The organism is Faecalispora sporosphaeroides DSM 1294, assembly GCA_000383295.1.
In the GTDB taxonomy this organism is placed as follows: Bacteria; Bacillota; Clostridia; order Oscillospirales; family Acutalibacteraceae; genus Faecalispora; species Faecalispora sporosphaeroides.
In genome coordinates this window covers 659593-680344 of the sequence record KB911066.1, presented here as the reverse complement: position 1 = coordinate 680344, position 20752 = coordinate 659593, and the positions used below count along the sequence as shown (strand labels likewise).

22 protein-coding genes, 2 tRNA genes and 1 pseudogene are annotated in these 20752 nt (G+C 53.0%); 9 read left to right on the top strand and 16 right to left on the bottom strand.

The annotated features are described in order from the left end of the window. Positions 1-172: 172 nt before the first annotated feature. Genes hydG through G340_RS0103450 form a run of 4 tightly spaced genes read right to left on the bottom strand, consistent with a single transcriptional unit; the run spans position 173 to position 4038 of the window. On the bottom strand, positions 173-1558 hold the full coding sequence (gene hydG / locus G340_RS0103465) for a [FeFe] hydrogenase H-cluster radical SAM maturase HydG (protein WP_027103847.1): 1386 nt from the start codon (positions 1556-1558) through the stop codon (positions 173-175). Further along, positions 1542-2588 carry a [FeFe] hydrogenase H-cluster radical SAM maturase HydE gene (gene hydE, locus G340_RS16310; RefSeq protein ID WP_020072267.1) on the bottom strand — a complete coding sequence of 349 codons (1047 nt, stop codon included), beginning with the start codon at positions 2586-2588 and terminating at the stop codon, positions 1542-1544. The genes hydG and hydE overlap by 17 nt, the downstream gene beginning before the upstream one ends. Further along, a complete protein-coding gene (hydF, locus tag G340_RS0103455) occupies positions 2581-3783 on the bottom strand; it encodes a [FeFe] hydrogenase H-cluster maturation GTPase HydF (RefSeq protein WP_020072266.1) in 1203 nt (400 codons plus the stop codon). Before hydF ends, hydE begins: the two co-directional genes overlap by 8 nt. Next, the gene (locus tag G340_RS0103450; RefSeq protein WP_020072265.1) at positions 3784-4038 is read right to left on the bottom strand and encodes a TM1266 family iron-only hydrogenase system putative regulator; all 255 of its coding nucleotides are present in this window, start codon (positions 4036-4038) and stop codon (positions 3784-3786) included. A gap of 762 nt (positions 4039-4800) precedes the next feature. Here G340_RS0103450 and G340_RS0103440 point away from each other — a divergent pair. Both G340_RS0103440 and G340_RS0103435 read left to right on the top strand, forming a co-directional pair. Beyond that, the gene (locus G340_RS0103440) at positions 4801-5898 is read left to right on the top strand and encodes a tetratricopeptide repeat-containing glycosyltransferase (RefSeq protein WP_020072263.1); all 1098 of its coding nucleotides are present in this window, start codon (positions 4801-4803) and stop codon (positions 5896-5898) included. A 216-nt stretch (positions 5899-6114) separates the two neighbouring features. Beyond that, entirely contained in the window at positions 6115-6612 is a 498-nt protein-coding gene (locus tag G340_RS0103435) for an HD domain-containing protein (RefSeq protein ID WP_020072262.1), read from the top strand. Between the two features lie 62 nt (positions 6613-6674). Here the strand turns inward: G340_RS0103435 and G340_RS0103430 are convergent, their stop codons facing one another. Continuing rightward, positions 6675-6854 (bottom strand): ferredoxin, encoded by a 180-nt coding sequence (locus G340_RS0103430; RefSeq protein ID WP_313294210.1) that lies wholly within the window; start codon positions 6852-6854, stop codon positions 6675-6677. Positions 6855-7487: 633 nt separating this feature from the next. Here G340_RS0103430 and corA point away from each other — a divergent pair. Further along, positions 7488-8507, top strand: coding sequence for a magnesium/cobalt transporter CorA (corA, locus tag G340_RS0103425; RefSeq protein WP_020072261.1), 1020 nt, complete (start codon positions 7488-7490; stop codon positions 8505-8507). A 185-nt stretch (positions 8508-8692) separates the two neighbouring features. On the opposite strand, the gene G340_RS0103420 is transcribed toward corA, so the two are convergent. From G340_RS0103420 to G340_RS0103405, 4 genes are all read right to left on the bottom strand, one after another. Next, positions 8693-8782, bottom strand: a tRNA-Ser gene (locus G340_RS0103420). Between the two features lie 40 nt (positions 8783-8822). Continuing rightward, positions 8823-8911: transfer RNA gene (locus tag G340_RS0103415), tRNA-Ser, on the bottom strand. 112 nt (positions 8912-9023) lie between these two features. Beyond that, a complete protein-coding gene (locus G340_RS0103410; protein ID WP_020072260.1) occupies positions 9024-9542 on the bottom strand; it encodes a M48 family metallopeptidase in 519 nt (172 codons plus the stop codon). A 27-nt stretch (positions 9543-9569) separates the two neighbouring features. Beyond that, complete coding sequence (locus G340_RS0103405; RefSeq protein ID WP_326522310.1) at positions 9570-11051, bottom strand: MATE family efflux transporter; 1482 nt, start codon at positions 11049-11051, stop codon at positions 9570-9572. 530 nt (positions 11052-11581) lie between these two features. Between G340_RS0103405 and G340_RS0103395 the strand changes: the two genes are divergently transcribed. The 3 genes from G340_RS0103395 (at position 11582) to G340_RS0103385 (ending at position 13350) form a co-directional block, all read left to right on the top strand. Further along, entirely contained in the window at positions 11582-11791 is a 210-nt protein-coding gene (locus G340_RS0103395) for a YwbE family protein (protein WP_020072257.1), read from the top strand. Beyond that, complete coding sequence (locus G340_RS0103390) at positions 11791-12150, top strand: arsenate reductase family protein (RefSeq protein ID WP_020072256.1); 360 nt, start codon at positions 11791-11793, stop codon at positions 12148-12150. Before G340_RS0103395 ends, G340_RS0103390 begins: the two co-directional genes overlap by 1 nt. A gap of 363 nt (positions 12151-12513) precedes the next feature. After that, complete coding sequence (locus tag G340_RS0103385) at positions 12514-13350, top strand: pirin family protein (protein ID WP_020072255.1); 837 nt, start codon at positions 12514-12516, stop codon at positions 13348-13350. 128 nt (positions 13351-13478) lie between these two features. On the opposite strand, the gene G340_RS0103380 is transcribed toward G340_RS0103385, so the two are convergent. Next, positions 13479-14222: a MerR family transcriptional regulator gene (locus G340_RS0103380; RefSeq protein ID WP_020072254.1), complete on the bottom strand. Its 744-nt coding sequence runs from the start codon at positions 14220-14222 to the stop codon at positions 13479-13481. Positions 14223-14543: 321 nt separating this feature from the next. Here G340_RS0103380 and G340_RS16305 point away from each other — a divergent pair. After that, positions 14544-14963 (top strand): annotated as a pseudogene (locus G340_RS16305) (IS256 family transposase); the annotation flags it as partial. Next, the gene (locus G340_RS17380; protein ID WP_177309637.1) at positions 14900-15385 is read left to right on the top strand and encodes a transposase; all 486 of its coding nucleotides are present in this window, start codon (positions 14900-14902) and stop codon (positions 15383-15385) included. The pseudogene G340_RS16305 and the gene G340_RS17380, both read left to right, overlap by 64 nt. Here G340_RS17380 and G340_RS0103370 read toward each other — a convergent pair. The 3 genes from G340_RS0103370 to G340_RS18355 form a co-directional block, all read right to left on the bottom strand. Next, complete coding sequence (locus G340_RS0103370) at positions 15306-16676, bottom strand: MATE family efflux transporter (RefSeq protein WP_020072252.1); 1371 nt, start codon at positions 16674-16676, stop codon at positions 15306-15308. The genes G340_RS17380 and G340_RS0103370 overlap by 80 nt on opposite strands. Positions 16677-16681: 5 nt before the next feature. Next, the gene (locus G340_RS0103365; RefSeq protein ID WP_020072251.1) at positions 16682-17146 is read right to left on the bottom strand and encodes a MarR family winged helix-turn-helix transcriptional regulator; all 465 of its coding nucleotides are present in this window, start codon (positions 17144-17146) and stop codon (positions 16682-16684) included. An 84-nt stretch (positions 17147-17230) separates the two neighbouring features. Further along, on the bottom strand, positions 17231-17353 hold the full coding sequence (locus tag G340_RS18355; RefSeq protein WP_020072250.1) for a hypothetical protein: 123 nt from the start codon (positions 17351-17353) through the stop codon (positions 17231-17233). Positions 17354-17716: 363 nt separating this feature from the next. Here G340_RS18355 and G340_RS0103355 point away from each other — a divergent pair, with 363 nt between their 5' ends. After that, positions 17717-17947 carry a DUF4368 domain-containing protein gene (locus G340_RS0103355; protein WP_326522309.1) on the top strand — a complete coding sequence of 77 codons (231 nt, stop codon included), beginning with the start codon at positions 17717-17719 and terminating at the stop codon, positions 17945-17947. 122 nt (positions 17948-18069) lie between these two features. On the opposite strand, the gene G340_RS0103350 is transcribed toward G340_RS0103355, so the two are convergent. Genes G340_RS0103350 through G340_RS0103340 form a run of 3 tightly spaced genes read right to left on the bottom strand, consistent with a single transcriptional unit; the run spans position 18070 to position 20642 of the window. Continuing rightward, complete coding sequence (locus G340_RS0103350) at positions 18070-18924, bottom strand: MetQ/NlpA family ABC transporter substrate-binding protein (protein WP_020072248.1); 855 nt, start codon at positions 18922-18924, stop codon at positions 18070-18072. A gap of 37 nt (positions 18925-18961) precedes the next feature. After that, positions 18962-19624, bottom strand: coding sequence for a methionine ABC transporter permease (locus tag G340_RS0103345; RefSeq protein ID WP_020072247.1), 663 nt, complete (start codon positions 19622-19624; stop codon positions 18962-18964). Beyond that, positions 19614-20642 (bottom strand): methionine ABC transporter ATP-binding protein, encoded by a 1029-nt coding sequence (locus G340_RS0103340; RefSeq protein ID WP_020072246.1) that lies wholly within the window; start codon positions 20640-20642, stop codon positions 19614-19616. Before G340_RS0103340 ends, G340_RS0103345 begins: the two co-directional genes overlap by 11 nt. Between the last annotated feature and the right edge of the window lie 110 nt (positions 20643-20752).

The following is a 20752-nucleotide window of genomic DNA, read 5'->3' as shown; positions in this document are numbered from 1 at the left end:
TCCTATTTCTTTTCCTGACATTGTAGCAGACCCAGACGGGAAATTCAACCGAAAGCGGCCGGGAGACAATATCATCGGACAAAGCCTCTGTCAATTCGGGTTCACAGAAAAAGGCGGTATCTGCAATGCTCGCAGGATACCGCCTTTTTCTGTTTGATTGAACGATAACATTTTACAGGAACAGGTCGCGTTCCCCGGCGCGCATGCGCTCAATGTTCCGGCGGACAATTCTCTGCACATTCGGGTTTTCGATCTTGTTCAGCTCGTTCTCCAGCAGATGCCCGCCCATTTCGCTCAGCTCGGGGTCGCCGTAATCGAGCATGTACTCCAGCAGCGTCATCAGCGCGTTGGGGGTGCAGGTGTTTTGGATGGTTCCGCTTTTCGCCAGCTGCATAAAGCGGTCGCCCGTGCGGCCCTGCCGGTAGCAGGCGGTACAGTAGCTGGGAATGTATCCGTTTTCGATCAGGGTCTTGATCACCTCGAGCGGGCGGCGCTCATCTGAAAGCTGAAATTGCCCGGGTATCGCCTCGTGCGGGGCCTCCTCCTCCTGATGGTATCCTCCGATTTCCGTGTTGGAGCCCGCGCTGATCTGCGATACCCCGTAACGCAGCACCTCGTCGCGCATCTGGGCCGATTCGCGCGTGGACATGATAATGCCGGTGTAGGGCACGGCGATCCGCAGGATGGCGACCAGATGCTTAAAGGTTTCGTCGTCCACCAGATGCGGAAAATCCTTCAGGCTCATACCCTCGGCCTGCTTGAGACGCGGCATGGAGATCGTGTGGAAGCCCACGCCGAAGCGTTCCTCCAGGTGTGCGTTGTGCATCATCAGGCCGAGCACCTCGAACTTCGGGTCGTACAGGCCGAACAGCACGCCTGCGCCCACATCCTCAATCCCGGCCTCCATCGCGCGGTCAAACGCGGTCAGGTGGTAGTCGTAGTTGCTCTTGCGACAGTGAGGGTGCATAGCTTCATAAGTAGGTTTGTGGTAAGTCTCCTGGAACAAAATGTAGGTGCCGATGCCCTTTTCGTGGAGCATGCGGTATTCCTCCACCGTGGTGGCGGCAATATTGACGTTGACGCGGCGGATGCTGCCGTTGTCGAGCTTCGTGTCGTAGATGGCGTCGAGCGCGTTCAGAATGTACTGAATATCGCAGTTGACGGGATCCTCTCCGGCCTCAAGAGCAAGACGCTTGTGGCCCATGCGTTCCAGCGCGCGAACCTCCTGCTGAATTTCCTCGCGGGTCAGGCGGCGGCGCGGCATCTCGTTGCAGTGCTGAAAGCCGCAGTAAACGCAGTTGTTCACGCAGTGGTTTGAAACGTACAGCGGCGCGAACAGCACCACGCGGTTGCCGTAGATTTTCTTCTTGATGTTCCCGGCAACCCGGTAAATGCGCGCCAAAAGCTCCGGCTCGGTGATTTCAAGCAGCAGCGCGATATCCAAGTAATCCAGCGCTTCGCCGTTTTCCGCGCGGCAAACGGTGGCTTCGCGCTGCTTTTGAGTGCTGTTTTTTGCCTGCTCGAGTAATTGATAGATTCGGTCATGATCCAACTGCATCATGCTGCATTCTCCATTCTTTGTGGTCGCCCCGGCTTACCGTCAGGCGGAATCCAGCCCGCTCCACGCGGCCCTGAATGCAGAAGCGGCACTCCGCCGCTTCGTCGCCGGTACAGATTTTATTGTCGTACAACAAGTATTTTTTTCTAACGTCGGTGGGGGAAAGGTTCGGCATCACCACGTTTGCGCCGGCCTTCAGCGCCTTTTCCCGCCCGAGCGGGTCAAGCGTGCCCACCGCCGTGGTGGCGGGCAGCAGCGCCGTGGGCAGCAGCACCCGCAGCATCGCGAGTAGCAAAAGTGTCTGCTCCACCGTGCCGGAGGGGAAGGCGCCGAACGGCGTGTCTTTCTGCGGAATAAACGGCCCGATCCCCACCATGTGCGGCTGCAGCTCTTGCAAAAACAGCAGGTCGTCCGCAAGGTATTCCGGCGTTTGGAACGGGGAGCCCACCATGAAGCCCGCCCCTACCTGGTAACCGATGTCGCGCAGATCCCAAAGGCACCGCTTGCGGTTTTCGGGGGACATGGCGGCGGGGTGCAGCTTGCGGTAATGCTCGTCGTTTGCGGTTTCGTGGCGCAGCAGGTAGCGCTGTGCGCCCGCATTGTAGAAACGCTGGTACGATTCGCGGCTGCGCTCGCCGATCGAAAGAGTCACGGCGCAGTCCGGGTGGGCATTGCGAATGGAATACACAATGCGTTCGATCCGCTTGTCGGTAAAGTATGGATCTTCGCCGCCCTGCAGCACAAAGGTGCGGTAGCCAAGCTCCCAGCCCAACGAGCAGCACTCCAGTATCTGGCGCTGGGTCAGGCGGTAGCGCTCCGCGTGCGGGTTGCTGTGGCGAATGCCGCAGTACAGGCAGTCATTTTTGCAGTAGTTGGTGAATTCGATCAGGCCGCGGGTGTAGACCTCGTTATCGTAAGAAAGGCGGCGAATCCGGTCGGCCTCCCGCATCAGCTCCGCATAGTCCGCCCCTCCGCCGTCGCGGATGAATTCCGCAAGCTCCGCACGGGTCATACGGGCAAGATCACGCATAGCTTCCCTCCTTTTTGTGTGTTTCGGGAATCGGCTGGAGCACGCGGTCGAGAATACCGGTCACATAGGCGATCAAAACGCCGTAGTTGACGATCGGCACCTCGGCCTCCCGCGCCTGTCGGATGCGGCTGAGCATTTCGGCGCGGTTGATCATGCACGCGCCGCAGTGAACGACAAGCGCGTATTCCGGCAGCTGCTTGGTATAGCCGAGCCCGGAGGAGAAATCAAAGTGCAGCTCTTTTCCGGTTTTCTGCCGCAGCCAGCGCGGAATTTTCACCTTGCCGATGTCGTCCTCCTGCCGGTGGTGCGTGCAGGCTTCGGCAATCAGAACCCGGTCGCCGTCTTTCAGCGCGGCGATTGCCCGGGCGCCCGCCGCCAGCTCCGAAAGGTCGCCCTTGGCGCGGGCGAACAGGATGGAGAACGAGGTCAGCGGCATGTCCGGAGGCAAAAGCTCCGCAACCCGGGCAAAGGCCTGCGAATCGGTGATCACCAGTGCGGGCGGGGCCGCGAGCGCGGCTAGCGCCGCGGGGATTTCCTCCGGCTGCACCACCAGAGCGGGGGCGGGCAGCTCCAAAAGGGCGCGCAGAACCTGCTGCTGAGGCAAAATCAGCCGCCCCTTGGGCGCGGAGGAATCGATGGGTGTCACCAGCAGCACCAGCTCACCGGGTGAAACAAGGCCGTCCAGAAGGCCCGGTGCTTTTTGCTGCGGCTTTGTGTTCGATAACACCTCGATCAGCTGCTGCACTCCCTGCCCGGTTTGGGCGGAAACCGAAATTGCGCCCTCCGGCGCGGGAAGACACTCCAGGTCGCTTTTGTTCCATACGAGGATCACCGGCAGGCCGCGCTGCCGAAGCTGCCGCAGAAAATCCTCCTCCTCGGCGGAAAGGCCGGTTTGGGCGTCCGCCACATACACGGCGATGTCGGTTCTGCCCAGCACCTCCAGCGATTTTTCACGCCGCAGCGCACCCAGCTCGCCGGTGTCGTCGAGTCCGGCGGTATCGATCAGCACACATGGCCCCAGCGGGAACAGCTCTATGCTTTTGTACACCGGGTCGGTGGTCGTGCCGCGCTGGTCGGAAACAATGGCGGTGTTCTGGCCGGTCAGCGCGTTGATCAGGCTCGATTTTCCGGCGTTTCGCCTGCCGAACAGCGCGATGTGCGTGCTCACGGAACGCGGGGACTGATTTTGCTCCATTCAGGATACCTCCTTTTTTGAAATCGAAGTTTTAACGGTCACGTGCTCCAGCCTGCCGAGGCGCCCGGTGAGGCTGTTGATCTCGTCGGTACTGCTGATCACCACCAGAGAAATCACGGCCATGTTCTCCTCCGGCATGGGGATCCCCATGCGGCCCTTGACAATGCCCTGAAAGGAAGATATCACCTGATTAAATTCCTGCTGGCACAGATTCGGCTGCTCTAAAATGGCGCTGATTACAGCGACTCGGTTCATAACGCATTCCTCCTGAAATCAATAAAAGCCCTTCCGAATATTCGGAAAGGCTTTTGGGTCTGATCAAAACGCAGCAAAACAGACGGCCCGCTTGTAAAAGAGGACTATCCATCCGTTTCTTTCAGATCAGCAGTGCTTTTCCGTCAGATTCGTTTTCTGTGGGATTTTGGTTTCCGGCAGATCTGCGAAGAAAACACTTAGCAGAAATGGCGGGACTGGCCTGATGCTCATATAGAAGTAGAAACGCTTTTTAAACGCCGCCGGCGGCACGCAAAAAAACAAAGGGCCCGCGGGATTCATATGACAAGGCTCTCATAGCGGCATCTGCCGCCTGCCGCTTTTCGGCGGCCGATGAATTGCGTATTTTTCTCCACAATTCAATTAGAGTATAAAAGGAATGGAGTAGATTGTCAACTAATTGACACATAAAAATCACATTTAAATGGTTTCTCTGCCTCAAAAGCCTCGGTGTAGGCTATAGACCATTTTTGACTATTGTGGTATTTGCAAACCAAACTTGCAAAATTTATAACAATTTTTTAAATAAGTCACAAATAGGCACTTTTAGAATAAGTCTAAGATTTCGATTGTAGAATACGGAAACATCGGCAGCAAACCGGCGGCACTTCCCCGCGCGCTACGAACGCTCTCGTTTTGAAGCTTGCTGAGTATTCAATGGAACGCCCGTTCCCCGGCACTCTCCCCAAAGCCGGGTCATATACTATCAGAAGGAGATGATTTTGAGTAAGGGGGAGAATGCGATTGGGCCAATATAAGATTTGTGTATACGCAATCAGTAAAAATGAGGAAAAGTTTGTTGACCGCTGGATGGATTCCGTCGGCGAAGCCGATCTGGTGATTGTGGTGGATACCGGCTCGACAGACCGTACGGTCGAAAAGCTTCGGGAGCGCGGCGCGGCGGTTTATGAAGAAAAAATTGTTCCATGGCGGTTTGATGAGGCACGAAACCGCGCGCTTGCCCATGTTCCCGACGACGCGGACATCTGCGTGTCGATCGATCTGGATGAAATCCACGAGCCCGGGTGGAGAAAGGTTTTGGAATCCGCCTGGAGCCCGGCGTATACCCGCGCAAGATACCCGTATATCTGGAATCATCGTTCCGACGGCGCGCCCGACCAGAAATACGAAAGAGAAAAGATTCACCGGCGGCATGATTTTCACTGGATTCGCCCCGTGCATGAGATTTTGGAATACACCGGGGAGGGCGGAGAAAACGAGGTGTGGATCGAGGAGCTCGTTCTGCACCATTACCCGGATCTTTCAAAGCCCAGAAGCCAGTACCTGCCCCTGCTGGAGCTTTCGGTAAAGGAAAACCCGTTCGACGACAGAGCCATGTTCTGGCTCGGCCGAGAGTATTTGTATTACCGGGAATACGAATCGGCAATTGAGACGCTCAAACGCTATTTAAAGCTTCCGACGGCACGGTGGGGCGAAGAGAGAAGCGCCGCCATGCGGTTGATCGCGCAGAGCTATGAAAGCTTGCGGGATGGCAGGGCGGCTACGACATGGCTGTTTCGCGCGGTGGAGGAATGCCCCACGGTGCGCGAGCCGTATCTGGCGTTCGCCAGACTGGCCTATGGGGAAAAGAACTGGCCGCTGGTGTACACCATGGTGCGGTCGGCGCTTTCGATCACGCGAAAGAGCGGGAGCTATCTGACGGAGCCGGAATGCTGGGGAGCGGAGCCGTACGATCTGGGGGCTGTCTCCGCCTATTATCTGGGTCTGTATGAAAAGGCCCAGAATCTTGCGGAAAAGGCCTGCGAAATGAGGCCCGCGGACGAACGCCTGAAATCCAATCTGGAGCTGATCCGCCGAAAGGTACAGGAGCAGGCCGATTGAACCTTTACAAAATCTTTAGCAAATGATTGCGTGATCTGGTTGCGGGAATGCCGCAGGTGTGGTATAAAGGAAGAAAAGAATCGCTGTTCCGCGCGGACGGCCGAAGGGTCGCGCCCGCTTTTCCCGCAAAACAGACGCCGCCCGGCACCGGAGATTTTTTAGAGGAATCTGTACGCATAACAGAACGGCAGGGCAGTGAAAAGGAGGGAGTCAGGCATGAGCAGCACGCGGCAGGTTGCGGTCGCCATGATCAACTATTACGCCGGTGACCCGAAACGCATTCAGCATTTTATTAAGGTATACCATTTCGCCAAGCTCATTGGAGAAATGGAGCGCATTGATCCCGACACGCAGGAAATTCTTGAGATTGCGGCTCTGGTGCATGATATTGGGATCAAAAACAGCGAGGAAAAATACCGCAGCAGCTCGGGGAAGTATCAGGAGCTTGAGGGCCCGCCGGAGGCTGGGGCGCTTTTAAGGCAGCTCGGTTACCCGGAGCCGTTTGTAGACCGTGTTTGCTGGCTGGTGGGGCATCATCATACTTATGGCAATATTCAGCAAATAGATCACCAGATTCTGGTGGAGGCGGATTTTCTCGTAAACGCCTATGAGGACGCGCTGAGCGAACAGGCGGTTCGCAATGTTCTGTCGACATTGTTTCGCACAGAAACCGGAAAGCATTTGCTGAAAACGATGTTTTTGAAAGAGAAATAACGTGTTCCCATCAAAAAGCTGCGGCGGCCTCATCAATGGCCGCCGCAGCTTTTCCAGAAAACTCAATCAACCGTGATAACGGAAACAGGACACCCTTCCTGCGCTTCAACGGCAGTCGCCTCCGCGCTCTCCGGAACGTCCTCCTGGTAAACCTCTGCCACGCCGTCATCTGCCATGCGAAATACTTCCGGACAGGTTTCTGCACAAAGTCCGCAGGAAATACAGCCCGATCTGTCAAGCATTGCTTTCATAAACGTACACCCTTTCTTTTTGTGGTATCAGTTGAAATTCTTTCCTTATCAGCCTCAATAAATACCAGGCTTCCTTAATTTTACAGCTAAGATGTTAAATTTACCAGATGGTCCGCAAATTATTTTCTCCTGACAAGGGAAAATCATACGATACGGGTGTGCTGAAAAGCATAGGCAAAAAGCGCTCTGAAACGGAATGAAACACGGCTACAAACCGCATGCCGAGGCGAAGCCCCGGGCATATGAGAGGGTGCAGAACCATCGGCCCGAAAGCAAACGGAATCCGGTTGCTTCGTGCGGCTAATATAGAACAGCATGCCTCGCGGCACAAAGCAAGGCTCAGAATCGCTTGAAATGACCGTAAATATGGAACCGTACACGTACCATTTGGTTCTTGGTGTAGATATTTCCCTGTAAATTTGTGGTATAATAGCCGCATAGCGACTTAAGATACCGGCTTTGCCATTTGATCGATATCCCATAGCGATAAGAAGCCGCCTGCCGCAAAAGGAAAACGGGCAGGAGCCGCGACTTAGAAGGAAATCCATTCGCGGCGGAAGAAACAGGCGGAATGCGTAAAAATATAAAATGCAGGAAGGGCGAAACAGGGAGGATTTTGTGCCAATGGAGCAAGAAAACAGCTTGGAGAAATCCGGAGAATGGCCGTCAATTGAGATTTTTGATTACAGTAAGGATGCATGCGATCGTTTCTTTTGGGATTTTTCGTCCGCACCACACCTGGATTCTCTGGCCGATATTGCTGAAAAACACGCGCGGTGGATCAATGTGGACGGCCCCTGCAGCGAAGAGCTGCTGAATGAGATCGGAGCCGTTTTTCGTATTCATCCGCTGGTCATTCACAATCTGCGCAATCAGTTTCAGCGGGCCAAGGTGGAGGAGTACGACGGGTTTCTTTCCATCGTGACGAAAATGATTTATTTTGCCGGCGACGTTCTTACGGTGGAGCACACCAACATTCTGCTTGGCCGCAATTATGTGCTCACCTTTGGGGATACCCAGGGGGATGTGTTCGAGAGTATCCGCAGGCGTATTCAGGCCGATGCGCGTGTGCGTTCCATGGGGGCGGATCATTTGGCCTATCTGCTGATGGATGCCATTGTTGACGGCTATTTCGACGTGCTCGAAACGATCGGCGGGCAGATCGACGATCTGGAAGACAGCATCATGGAGCGAACCACAAAGCAGCATTTGCTGCAAATTCGGGCGATCAAGAAAAATCTGCTGCGGGTGAACCGGCATATCTGGCCGCTGCGCAACGTGGCCTCGCTGATGGACAAGGAATCGAGCGAGCTGATTCACACCGAAACGGAGCCGTACCTGCGGGATGTTTACAATCATATCGTGCAGGCCATCGATTCTACCGAAACTTATCGAGATTTGCTGTCCGGCCTGGCCGATCTGCATTTCTCCAACATCAGCTATCGTATGAACGAAATCATGAAGGTGCTGACCATCATTTCCACCATCTTCATTCCGCTTACCTTTATTGCGGGTGTGTATGGGATGAATTTTAAGTACATGCCCGAACTGAATCAGCCGTGGGGGTATCCTGCCGTTTGGGCGGTGATGGCGGCCGTCAGTATTGTAATGCTCCTGTTTTTCAAAAAGAAAAAGTGGCTGTGAATTCGGTTTTACCATAGCAAATGACAATCCCTCATAGCTGGAGTAAGTCCAATTACGAGGGATTTCTTCTATTTATGGGCAATTTTTAGTGGGAATAGAAAGAAATTTTATATTTTCTTATACCATGTGGTGCCATTTTACAGGCAAAAGAAAAGCCCGCAAAAACTGAGCGTTAATGCGGACTTTGGCGGAGAAAAAGGGATTTGAACCCTTGCGCCGGTTACCCGACCTACTCCCTTAGCAGGGGAGCCCCTTCACCACTTGGGTATTTCTCCGAATCTATTTTATTGAAAAGCTTGTCAGCTTTTTTACGAATGGCGGAGGGGAAGAGATTCGAACTCTTGGTCCCTTGCGGGATCACTAGTTTTCAAGACTAGCTCCTTAAACCACTCGGACACCCCTCCAACACAAGGTGCGAGAGTTATGATACCATAAGTTGTATGCTATGTCAATGGATTTTGCTCATTTTCTATACAAAAAAATGATTGCTTTCAGCATTTTATCTTCCAAACAGCATCAATCTTTCAGCATCTGCCAACGCTCCCGGTAATCCGGCAGAATGGATTGCACCAGTGCATAAAAATCCCTGCCGTGGTTTTTATGGCGGATATGTGCCAGCTCGTGTACCACAACGTAATCCACAGCGCGCATCGGGTATTGCATCAGCCGCCAGGAAAAGCAAAGGCGGTTTTTGGGGCTGCAGCTGCCAAAGCGGGAAACCGCCCCCGTGATCGTAATGCCGGTGGGGCGCAGCTCCATCAGGCCGGCATAGTGGGCCACCCGTTCCGGCAGGATCTCTTTTGCGCGCCGAATGAGCTGCTCACGCTGTGCATCGCTCGGCTCCGGATGCTGTTCTATGCGGCTGCGCTGCCGTTCCAGAGCGGATCGAATCCAGCCTTCCCGCTGGGCGACAAACAGATCGATCTCCCTCTGCGGGCAGCGCATGGGGGCGCGCACTACCACGGCGGCGTCTCGCGTAATCTCCAGCGAAAGGGTCTTGCGGCTGGAGCGGATGAGGGTATATTCCGGTTTCATAAGATATCCTTTCCAGTTTTGGGGCGTTTAATCGATCAGGTGATGCGCATACCATTTGTTTCCCTTCACCCGGAACAGGAAAATCCCTGCCCGGATTGCCCATTCGAGGATCATCGCCAGATAAATGCCGATGAGTCCGAAGCCGAGCGGAATAGCCAGCAGCCAGCCGCCGGCAACGCGAAACGTCCACATGCAGCAAAGAGAAACAACCGAGCTGAATTTGGCGTCGCCCGCCGCGCGGATGGAGGCGGGAATGATGAAGCTGAGCGACCACACGAAGGGCATGGCGATCGCGGTCACGATCACGATGCGCCGGACTTCGGGGATGATCTGCTCCGGCGGGTTAAAAACGCCGATCAGGCCGGGCAGCATCGGCTGTACAAGCAGCAGCATTATCAAATAGAATACGCTCGAGAGGATCACAAATGTCCGTATAAATTTGCGGGAATCGTCAATCTGCCGCTGGCCCATGCATTGGCCGATAATCGTTACGGCAACCTGGCTGACGGTGTTGCTGGGAATTTGTAACACCATGATGATCGACCAGGCGATGGCGTTCGCCGTGATTGCCAAAGTGCCCAGAGCGACAATATAAGTTTGCGTCAGCAGCTTGCCGCCGTTGAAAAATACCTGTTCCGCCGCGAAGGGAAGGCCGATGTACATGATCCGTCTCAGAATATCCTGATTCAGGCGCAGCGCGCCCCGATAATCAAAATGGAGGGTATCATCCAGGCGGATGAGAAAGAGAAGCGAACAGGCCGCACCCAGGCCGCGCGCGATGTTTACCGCAACGGCCATCCCGATCACGCCCCAGTGGAAGACAGAAATAAACAGAAGATTCAAAAGAACGTAAGACACATTGGTGATCAAAGTAAGCGCCAGAGCGGGCCGGGTGCGCCCTACGCCGCGCAGGCAGCAGACACAGCCCTGATACAGGCCAAACGCGGGGTAAGAAAGAACACTGCCCAAAAGATAGAGCCGTGAGTTTGAAAAAACGTCTGCGTCGGCGCTGCCGAACAGCAGCCACAAAATCGGGTCGCGGAACAGAATGAGCACCACACCCAGGCCGATTGCCAGAAGGGGAACCGCGGCCACCGTTTGCTCGGTCGAGCGCGACACCATCTCCTGATTGCGGCTGCCCTGGTACTGCGCCACTACGACCGTGCCGCCGGTGGCTACCGCCACCAGAATCGTCGTCATCAGCAGGTTCAGCGAATCTACCATGTTTACGGCGCTGATTGCCGCAACGCCCGCGGTGCTGATGAGAGCTGTGTTAAAAAAATTGATGCCCAGAATAAAGGCCTGCTCTAAAAAAACGGGCAAAGCCAGCGCAAGAACCTGCTGGTAATGGATGCTTTTTCCGGAAAGATACTGTTCCAGTAAGTGAGAGGTTCGCTGTTTTATGATGAGAAGCGTTTTGCTGTGCAACAAAATCACACCAATTCCTTTAAAGCTGTATTTGGGCAAGGGTACGGGAGCTGTAGCGGCGAAGAGAGCGCCGTTGTCCATTAGACTGAGATGCAAAGCGCCGATCAGATTTTTCAGAAACAAGGCCTGAAATGGCATCGAACGAAAAAACTGTCAATGTGTATTACTATACAACGAAAAGAGCGGTTTGTCACGGGATAACGGCCCAAAAGGGAGCAGAAAAACGAGGCGTTTTTCTGTCAATATTTCCCTTCCTGAAATTTCTGTATGATAAGATCCTGCAATTGGAGAGAGTCTTTTGCAGAAACATGTGAGAAATATCACAGAAAGAGAGCTTGGGGTCTTCAAATACGGCGGTTTTGCGGAAGGGGTTTGGGAATGGATGGAATTTGTGTTATAATCATCTCAGACGCAAGCTGTTTGGATTCCTTTTTATCTCTGTCCAACCCGGCAAGAGGGGCAAGCCCGCGTAAGCGGAATCCCACGCGGGGCATCCGCTGAAAACCAACTCTTTCAGAATATCGCTTTCTTCAAGTAAGCCGTAAAAACAATCAGCCCAAAAAAGAAAATGAAATAATCTTTTGTTGAAAATAAAAAGGAGTAACAAATCCATGGATGGAAAGCAAAGAAAAAATATAGCGGTTGGTTCATTGGTAGACGTCGTTCAAAAGCAGGATCAGCCGACGGGACGTTTGACGCGGGGGCGGGTTGCACGCCTGCTCACAAAAAGCCCGAGCCATCCCCACGGCATAAAGGTGATGCTGGAATCCGGAATTGTTGGCCGGGTGCAGTATGTAATAGAAGAACAGGAGGAAAAATAATGGAGCGCTTATTTGTGTGTTACCCCAAATGCACCACCTGCCAAAAGGCCGAACGCTGGCTGAAGGAGCACGGAATTTCCGCTGAGGTGCGGAATATCAAGGAGCAGAATCCGTCACAGGAGGAGCTGACACGGTGGTACCGCGCATCCGGGCTTCCGCTGAAAAAATTCTTCAATACCAGCGGCATGGCCTACCGGGAGCAGGCACTTTCCCAAAAACTGCCGGAAATGAGTGAGGAGCAGCAGCTGGCGCTACTTTCCACCGACGGAATGCTGGTTAAGCGGCCGATTCTGACGGATGGAGAAACCGTGCTGGTCGGCTTTCGGGAGAAAGAATGGGAAGAGGCCCTGCTGAAATAAGGCAAAAAGAAAAAGATTCAAAACGGCGGAACACATCATCCACTCCCTTTTGAATCTTTTTTCGGTTATATGCCTTACCGTTCGGCATTCTTCTGGTTATGGGATTCAGTCCGCCCCAACCGGCCCGCTTTTGCAGATCCAGCTTTCTGCGCTGCGATTTGCTCATTTTTTCCCGCGGTATCATTTTTTCCATCGGCACTCATCCTTTCTAATTATAATATACCACAAAGAACGAGAAATGTCATCCTTCGGTAACGGAAAGTAAGGTCTGGCAAAATCAGGAACAGTGTGTTATAATACAATAACATGAGAATGATTATCATAATTAATCAAAAAACCAAGAGGACGGAAAGGGGAAACAGCATGAGAAGAACCATTCGTAAAACAGTTACCGGGAATACACAATATGACGGCGCGGGGGTGCGTCTGGTACGCGTGATCAGCCGCCCGGACGTAGAGGATTTTGATCCGTTCCTGATGCTGGACGCATTTGATTCCACCGATCCGGCCGATTATGTGAAAGGATTTCCGTGGCATCCGCATCGGGGAATCGAAACGGTCACTTATCTGATCGAGGGAACCATCGAGCACGGCGACAGTTTGGGCAATCGGGGCAGTATTGATAACGGCTGCTGCCAGTGGATGACGGCGGGCGGCGGCATTCTGCACCAGGAGATGCCGAAGGAAAGCCCCCGCATGCTGGGAGTACAGCTTTGGCTGAACCTGCCGGCCAAAGCTAAAATGACAGCCCCCAAATATCATGATATTCGTGCCGAGCAGGTACCTGCGGTAGAAACAGAGGCGGGCACCACCCGTGTGATCGCCGGCAGCTACCAGGGCACAGCCGGCCCTGGGCAGGGCGAATTTGTTCCGATGACGATGCTGGACGTTGCGCTGAACCCCGGCTGCGAATGGAGCTTGACCGTTCCCACGGCGGATACGGTGTTTGTGTATGTGGTGCGCGGGGAAGGCAGCTTTGCCGAGCAGGATGGAACGGTTCAGGAAAAGCACGCGGTTTTGTTCCATGAGGGAGAAGAGCTGTCGGTTACGGCAAGCGCGCAGGGCGTGCGCTTTCTGCTGTTCAGCGGCCCTCCGCTGAAAGAACCGATTGTCTGGGGCGGGCCGATTGTGATGAACACCCGTCAGGAGCTGCAGCAGGCGTTTCTGGAGCTGGATCAAGGCACCTTTGTAAAGGACTGATTTCCTTTTCCATTCTATATCATAAAGAAAAAGCGGGAGTGTGCCCTATGAAAAGGGCTCGCTCCCGCTTTGTATTGTTGAATTTGTTTTGCAGGGGCAAATCCTTTCCCTGTTATCACTCGGTGCCGTTAGTTCAAAGTGTCGGCATAGTGCTTCATGGCCTGTGCCAGAAAGGCCGAGAGGCCCTCGCCGTATTGGTCGATGTTTTCGGTGAAGCGCGGGTCGTCCACATACATTTGGCCCAAACCCGTGAAGGCTTCCGGCGAATAGTGATGGCCGAAATTGTCGTTCAGAAAATGATAAAACTCCCCGACTTTTTCCAATACCTCGGGGGAATCCGGCGGAAGCTGACGGCACTGTGCAAGCGTGCAAAAGATGTTTTCCATCTGCCGCGCGATTTTCTCCTGTTCCTCTTTTCCCAGAGCGGAAAGCATGGAGCTGCTTTTCTGAACCGTTTCGTCGCCCCAGCGGCGCCGCGCTTCTTCTTCATAGGGATTCTTTGAAAAATCAAAACCCTCAAATTTTTCTTTCGGCGTCATGGTGATATCTCCTTTCCATGTTTTGTGTGTTTTGAGCAGAGTGTCCAGCATGGTGTCGATCCGCCGGCGCTCGTGCACCAGGTACGCTTTTTGCACCTGAAAGGCCTGTTCCCGGTCAAATTCGGGATTTTCCAGCAGCTCGCGGATGACGGAAAGGGGGAACCCGCATTCCCGAAAGAACAGGATCTGCTGCAGACGATCCAGATTCTCTTCGGAATACTCCCGGTACCCGTTTTCCGGATTCCGCCGCGGGCACAGCAGCCCGATTGCATCGTAATGATGCAGCGTGCGCACGCTCAGGCCGGTCAGGCCCGCAACCTCGTTGGCGTTCATGTGGGAATTCCTCCTTTCAAAGAGTATCATAAGCTATAACGCCGCGTCAGGGTCAATCCTATTTTATCATTTTTTCAATTTTTTTATTAATTTGTAATGTATTGTTCAAAGCGCCATTGAAGTTCCCCCGTAGAAGTGGAGAAGGCTTGCTGTTTCACATCGATTGACATCAAAAAACAGTCCGGAGAAGCCCACGGGTGGAGGTAGAATACATTGCGTAACGTAAATTGAAAATGGAATAAAAAGAGACATAGTATGCAGTCTTTGATAGAATGAAGTTACCACACACCATTCTGAAAGGAGACAGCAAACCATGTCCGAAAATTTGTACAGTTAAACGAGGAAGTAATCAAGGGGCAAATTAAAGAATTGGTTCGGGGCAGCGTGGAGGAAACACTGAACGGTCTGCTGGAAGCAGAGGCGCAGAAGCTGACGCAGGCCGCGCGTTACGAGCGCAGCAAGGAGCGGCAGGCTTACCGCAGCGGCCACTACCAGCGCAATCTGACCACCAGTTCCGGAGATGTGACCTTGAATGTGCCCCGGCTGAAAGGCGTACCCTTTGAGACGGCAATCATTGAGCGGTATCGCCGCAGAGAAAGCAGCGTGGAGGAGGCTCTGATTGAGATGTACCTGGCGGGAGTATCCGTACACCGGGTGGAGGATATTACGGAGGCACTGTGGGGCAGCAAGGTATCCCCCTCGACCATCAGCGAGCTGAACAAGAAAGCCTACGTCCACATAACGCGACAACCAATCGTGAGGGATACCGAGAATACAAAAGCCGGAGTTGTATTTGTGAGAAATGCCTCTCTCGTTCTCAGTGCACCGAAAGTCAGAACTGTACGAAAACGGTGACGCGGCATGTGTGGCAGGATTATGTAGAGATGGCGGAAGACGTTAGGCACACACTGAAATACAAAGAGCTTTACCAAAGGCGAAAAGAAACCATTGAGCGGGTGTTCGCCGATGCAAAGGTGAAATATGGGATGCGCTACACGCTCTACAAGGGCTTAACTCAAGTGACGAATTGGGTGAAGCTTAAATTTGCTGCCATCAATCTTAAAAAGCTGGCAATGCTGATAGCTATGCGGAAGCCCTCATACCGCGCAAGGCCTTTCGGAACTGCAAAGCAAACAGAATCACCGTCACTGTTACCGCAATAAAGTCGGTGACAGGCTCCGCCAGAAAAACGGCTGTCACTTTATCCGCCATCCATACGGGAATCATATAAATAAGCGGGATAAGCAAAAACACTTTGCGCAGCAACGCCAAAAACAACGAGGTTTTGGCATTCCCAATGGCGATAAAGGTCTGCTGGCAGGCAAGCTGCACACCCATTACAACGCTTGTTGCCATATAAATCCGTAAATACTGAGCGGTGTATGCCACAAGCACAGTATCGGATGTGAAAATATTTGCAAATATCTGTGGGAACAACTGAACCGCAAGCCAGAGACAGACGGAAAACAGAATGGATACTTTCAGCAAAGCAATAAAAGCCGCTTTTACCCGCTCGGCGTTTTTGGCGCCGTAGTTATAGCTGATAATAGGCTGCGCTCCCTGTGAAAGCCCCATCAGTGGCAATAAAGCGAATTGCATGACCGTGCTGAGGATAGTCATGGCGCCCACTGCCATATCGCCGCCGTATTTTTGCAGAGATGTGTTAAATGTAATCATCAGAATCGACTCAGTGGCCTGCATGATAAAGGGGGCCGACCCCAGTGCAAGGCAGGGGAGAATCACAGGCAGATCCGGTTTCATATTTTTCAGGTGTAGGCGCAAAGTAGATTTTTTGCCCCGCAAAAAGCGCACTACCCATACGGCAGAAACCGCCTGCGAAATGACCGTGGCAAGCGCTGCGCCCTTCACCCCCATATCAAAAGCAAAGATAAAGATGGGGTCAAGCACAATGTTCAGCACCGCGCCAATGAGAACCGTCAGCATGCTGGTGACGGCGAAGCCCTGCGCTGTGATAAATGCGTTGAGCCCCAGTGCCAGTTGGACAAACACTGTTCCCATCACATAGATACGCATATAATCCAGGGCAAAGCCGATGGTGTCCGCGCTGGCGCCAAAGAGCAGAAGAAGCGGCTCTGCAAAGGTAAGAAATACCACCGTCAGCACCAAGGATATTGCAAGAAGCGTACTCGTGCAGTTGCCAAGTATGCGCTCAGCCTCCTCATGATTTTCCTCTCCCATTTTGATGGAGGCGCGGGGTGCGCCCCCCATGCTGACCAGTGCCGCGAAGGCGGAAATCAACAGAATGACGGGCATGCAGACACCCATGCCGGTGAGCGCCAGCGCCCCCACATCGGGTATGCGTCCGATATACATACGATCCACCATGTTATACAGCATATTAATTAGCTGCGCGGTCACAGCCGGAATGGAAAGCTTAAACAACAGCTTTCCGATGCTTTGTGTTGCCAATTGCGTATTTTTGTCCTGTTGCAAGTGAATTACCCCTTTCGGGAGTAACGCTCAACGTTATCCCCCATTTTTTTCAGTGCAGAATTTAAGCTGCGACACTCATCCTCCGTCAGTCCGTCACCCAGCATCATAAAAAGATGCTGCTGAATGCGTGACAGCTCTATAACAGCGTTCTGAGCCTCGGGCGCTATATTCAAATAGACACACCTGTGGTCCGAACCTTGATGCGGCTGCAAAAAACCGCGTTGAATTAGGCTGTCTACCGATTTGCTCACCAAGGATTTGGAAATAGAGCGGTATTTGACAATGTCCGCGGCGGTGTTAACCCCTTGGTGATTGTGCAAAAATAACAGAATATCCCGCTCATTGGCCGTCAGCCTGTATTCCTGCTGTATCGGCACAAAGCAGGAATCATACCACTTGACAAACTTCCACGCCATCGCCATATAAGGCAAGTACGGGCGGATGAGGTCTTCTGAATTCGTATTTTTCATAGCATATCCTTTTAAGCAATATAGTTCATTTGTGAACTATTAAAATATAGCACAAATTACTTTTGCGTTCAAGAGGCACTTCCCTTACCAGCAGCACTCCGTGAGCATGCAGCCTTTTTTCCGATTGTAGTGCCGGCAGTATGTACAGACGCAGTCCGCAACACTCCAATACGCAAATTTGTTGTAGATGCGTGTGTGTTTTCCCATGGGCAGAACCTCCTTTGTCATAGAAATAGAACAAGGGGATGCCCTGCCGCATTGAAGCAGCAGGGTATCCCCTTAGATATATGTTATTCTTAAAGTGTAAAAGGTTAGTAGCATTTGACTGACTTTAGCTTTTTCACCCGGTTTGCAGAAAAAATCGTGGTAAGCAGGCTTATATGGCTTAACTCTTGAAGGGAGCAATCAGCCGCAAACCCGCTTGGTTGCAATGTTTTTTCATATTTCTCGCAACCTTTCCTAAACGCCACATTACAAACGAATGGTATGCGAAAGACTGAAGTAAAAAGGGGAAAGCCTCTGCAAGAATCAAGGCGGAAAGCGGTGCAAGAGTCGCTTCCAATCAGAATTGTGAGCGCATTTATTGATAAGGCAAAGCAATATACGAAGATTGATGAATTGATTTCTGAAGTCCTGCGTCTCTTCATTGAGCGAATAGAAGTCGGCGAACGCACAGAAAAATGGTCTCGCACCGCTATGCAGGAAATCAGCATTTACTATCGGGATATCGGACTGCTGGACAACGTAATTGAGTTACAAACTAATGAATCCACACAACAAAAGCCATCTGAGGTCGCATAAAAGTAATCAGCAGCCAGCGAATACTCACTGACTGCCGATGCATACCGCTCAATTCTCCACGGTTTTAGAAAATGTCCCTATGACACCGTGGGGAAAACCGGACTGTTTTTTGAAAGGAAGGCTTATTTCGCAGGGACAACGGCGCCCGCGTAGGTGTCTTCGATATACTTTTTGATATCGTCGCCTCTCAGAACTTCAACCAAAGCCTTGATGCCCGGGTTGTTCTGATCGCCGTCACGTACGGCGATTACATTCACGTATGCGGTGGCGGCCAAAGAGGTATCGGCCTCGGCGGCAAGCGCATCGGCAACCTTCAGGCCGCCGGCGATGGCGTAGTTGCCGTTGATGACGGCAAGGTCAACATCGGGCAGGGAACGGGCGGTCTGGGCCGCTTCGATTTCCTGAATCTTCAGGTTCTTCTTGTTCTCGACAATGTCGTTCTTGGTAGCGGTGATGCCTGCACCGTCCTTGAGCTTGATAAGGCCCTGATCCTGCAGCAGCAGCAGTGCGCGGGCTTCGTTGGTGGTGTCGTTCGGAACAGAGATGGTCGCGCCGTCCTTCAGCGCATCCAAAGATTTGGTTTTGCCGGCATAGATGCCGAAGGGCTCATAGTGAATGTCTCCCGCAGAAACAAGGTGGGTACCCTTTTCCTTATTGAAGTCGTTCAGGTAGGTGATGTGCTGGAAGTAGTTCGCGTCCAGCTCTTTGTTCTCCAGCGCAAGGTTCGGCTGCACATAGTCGTTGAATTCCTGAATGTCGAGCTGGTAGCCCTTGTCCTTCAGCAGCTCGTTGGCCTTCTTCAGAATGTCCGCGTGGGGCGTGGGGGATGCACCGATCTTAATGGTTTGCAGCTCCGCTGCGGAAGAAGCGGGCTCCGAAGCCGCCGCCGCGCTGCTGGCGGAAGAGCCGTTGGAGCATCCTGCCAGAGCCGAAACGGAAAGGGCCGCAACCAATAACAGAGAAAGAATTTTTTTCATTGTCAATATACCTCCATACAATTTTCACACCGAATATTTAAGATTTACGCTTGTCACTTTTCCCGGCGGAACGCATTCCGATTTCCTGAAAAATCTGCACCACAACAACCAGTAACAGCACTGTGACGAGCATAATATCGGTTTGATAGCGATAGTAACCATAGTTGACCGCAATGGCGCCAAGTCCGCCGCCGCCGATAAAGCCAGCTGTTGCGGAGTAACCCAGAATGGTGGCGATCGCGATTGTCGCCCCGTTGATCAGGGAGGGAACCGCCTCCGGCAGCAGCACCTTTAGAATGATCTGCCGGTCGGACGCACCCATAGAATGAGCCGCCTCGATCACGCCCTTGTCGACCTCCATCAAAGAGGACTCCACCATGCGCGCAATAAACGGCGCGGCGGAGAATGTTAGTGAAACGATGGCGGCCGTGGGGCCCAAAGAGGTGCCCACAATAGCCCGCGTTACCGGAATCAGCATAACCATCAGCAAAAGAAAGGGAATCGAGCGTGTCACATTGACGATCACGTCGAGCACCTTGTAAAGCGAAGCGTTGGGGCGGATTCCATCCCTTGCGCTGATGACCAGCAGAATGCCGAGCGGCAGGCCGATCACATAGCCGAACAGGGCGGAAAACACCGTCATGTATAAGGATTCCCCAATGCCGACCAGCAGCATCTGGATTGTGGCATTATCCCACATAGCCGGTCACCTCCTCCACCGTCAGCCCGCGCCGCTGCAGGTACCGCAGCATGTTTTCCCGCAGGGATTCCTGCTGGGGAACCTGAATGACGATCTGGCCGAATGCCTTGCCGTCAATATTTTTCGTATCCGCATAGATGATATTCACGGGGATTTTGAATTCCAGTACCATATCCGCAATCACCGGCTCGAACGAGGAGTTGCCGTCGAACACGATCCGGTAGCAGGTGGCGTCGGCATCCTGCGCCGAGAACGGCTCGCTCTTGCGGCCGTCCGGGTAAACAAGCTTCTGCGCCGCGGCGGTTTTAGGGTGAAAGAAGATTTCTTCCACGCTGCCAACCTCGGCAATGTGACTTTTGTCAATGATGGCCACCCGGTTGCAGATCTGCTCGATGACGCTCATTTCGTGCGTGATGATGATGATGGTGATGCCCAGCCGCCGGTTGATGTCCTTGAGCAGCGACAGGATCGATGCGGTTGTGGTGGGATCCAGCGCGCTGGTGGCTTCATCGCACAAAAGCACCTTCGGGTTCGGGGCCAGAGCACGCGCGATCGCCACGCGCTGCTTCTGCCCGCCCGAAAGCTGCGACGGGTACGACTTTGCGCGGTCGGAAAGGCCGACCAGCTCCAAAAGCTCCCTGGCTCGCGCCTTTGCGGTTTTTTTGTCCACCCCGGCAATTTCCAGCGGGAAGCAGATATTGCTTTCTGCGGTGCGCTGCATCAGCAGGTTGAACTGCTGAAAGATCATTCCCATGGAACGGCGCACCGTGCGCAGCTGGTAGTCGTTCAGCTTTGCTATGTCCTTGCCGTCGAACAGCACGCGGCCGGCCGTGGGGCGCTCCAGCAGATTCATGCACCGCACCAGGGTGCTTTTTCCCGCGCCGCTCATGCCGATGATCCCGAATATGTCCCCTTGCTGAATTTGCAGATTAATATCTTTTAAGGCGTGAACAGCGCCGTTTTTGGTTTGGAATGTCTTTTCCAGCTCCTGAATCTCAATCAATGTTTGAGGCGCCACAAAATTCCCTCCTTTTCTACAATAACCCTCTTAGTATATACCAAAACGCTCGGATAGTAAATGGGGAGCATCGCTTCAGAAACGGGGTTTTGTAAAAAAAGAAATCCTTT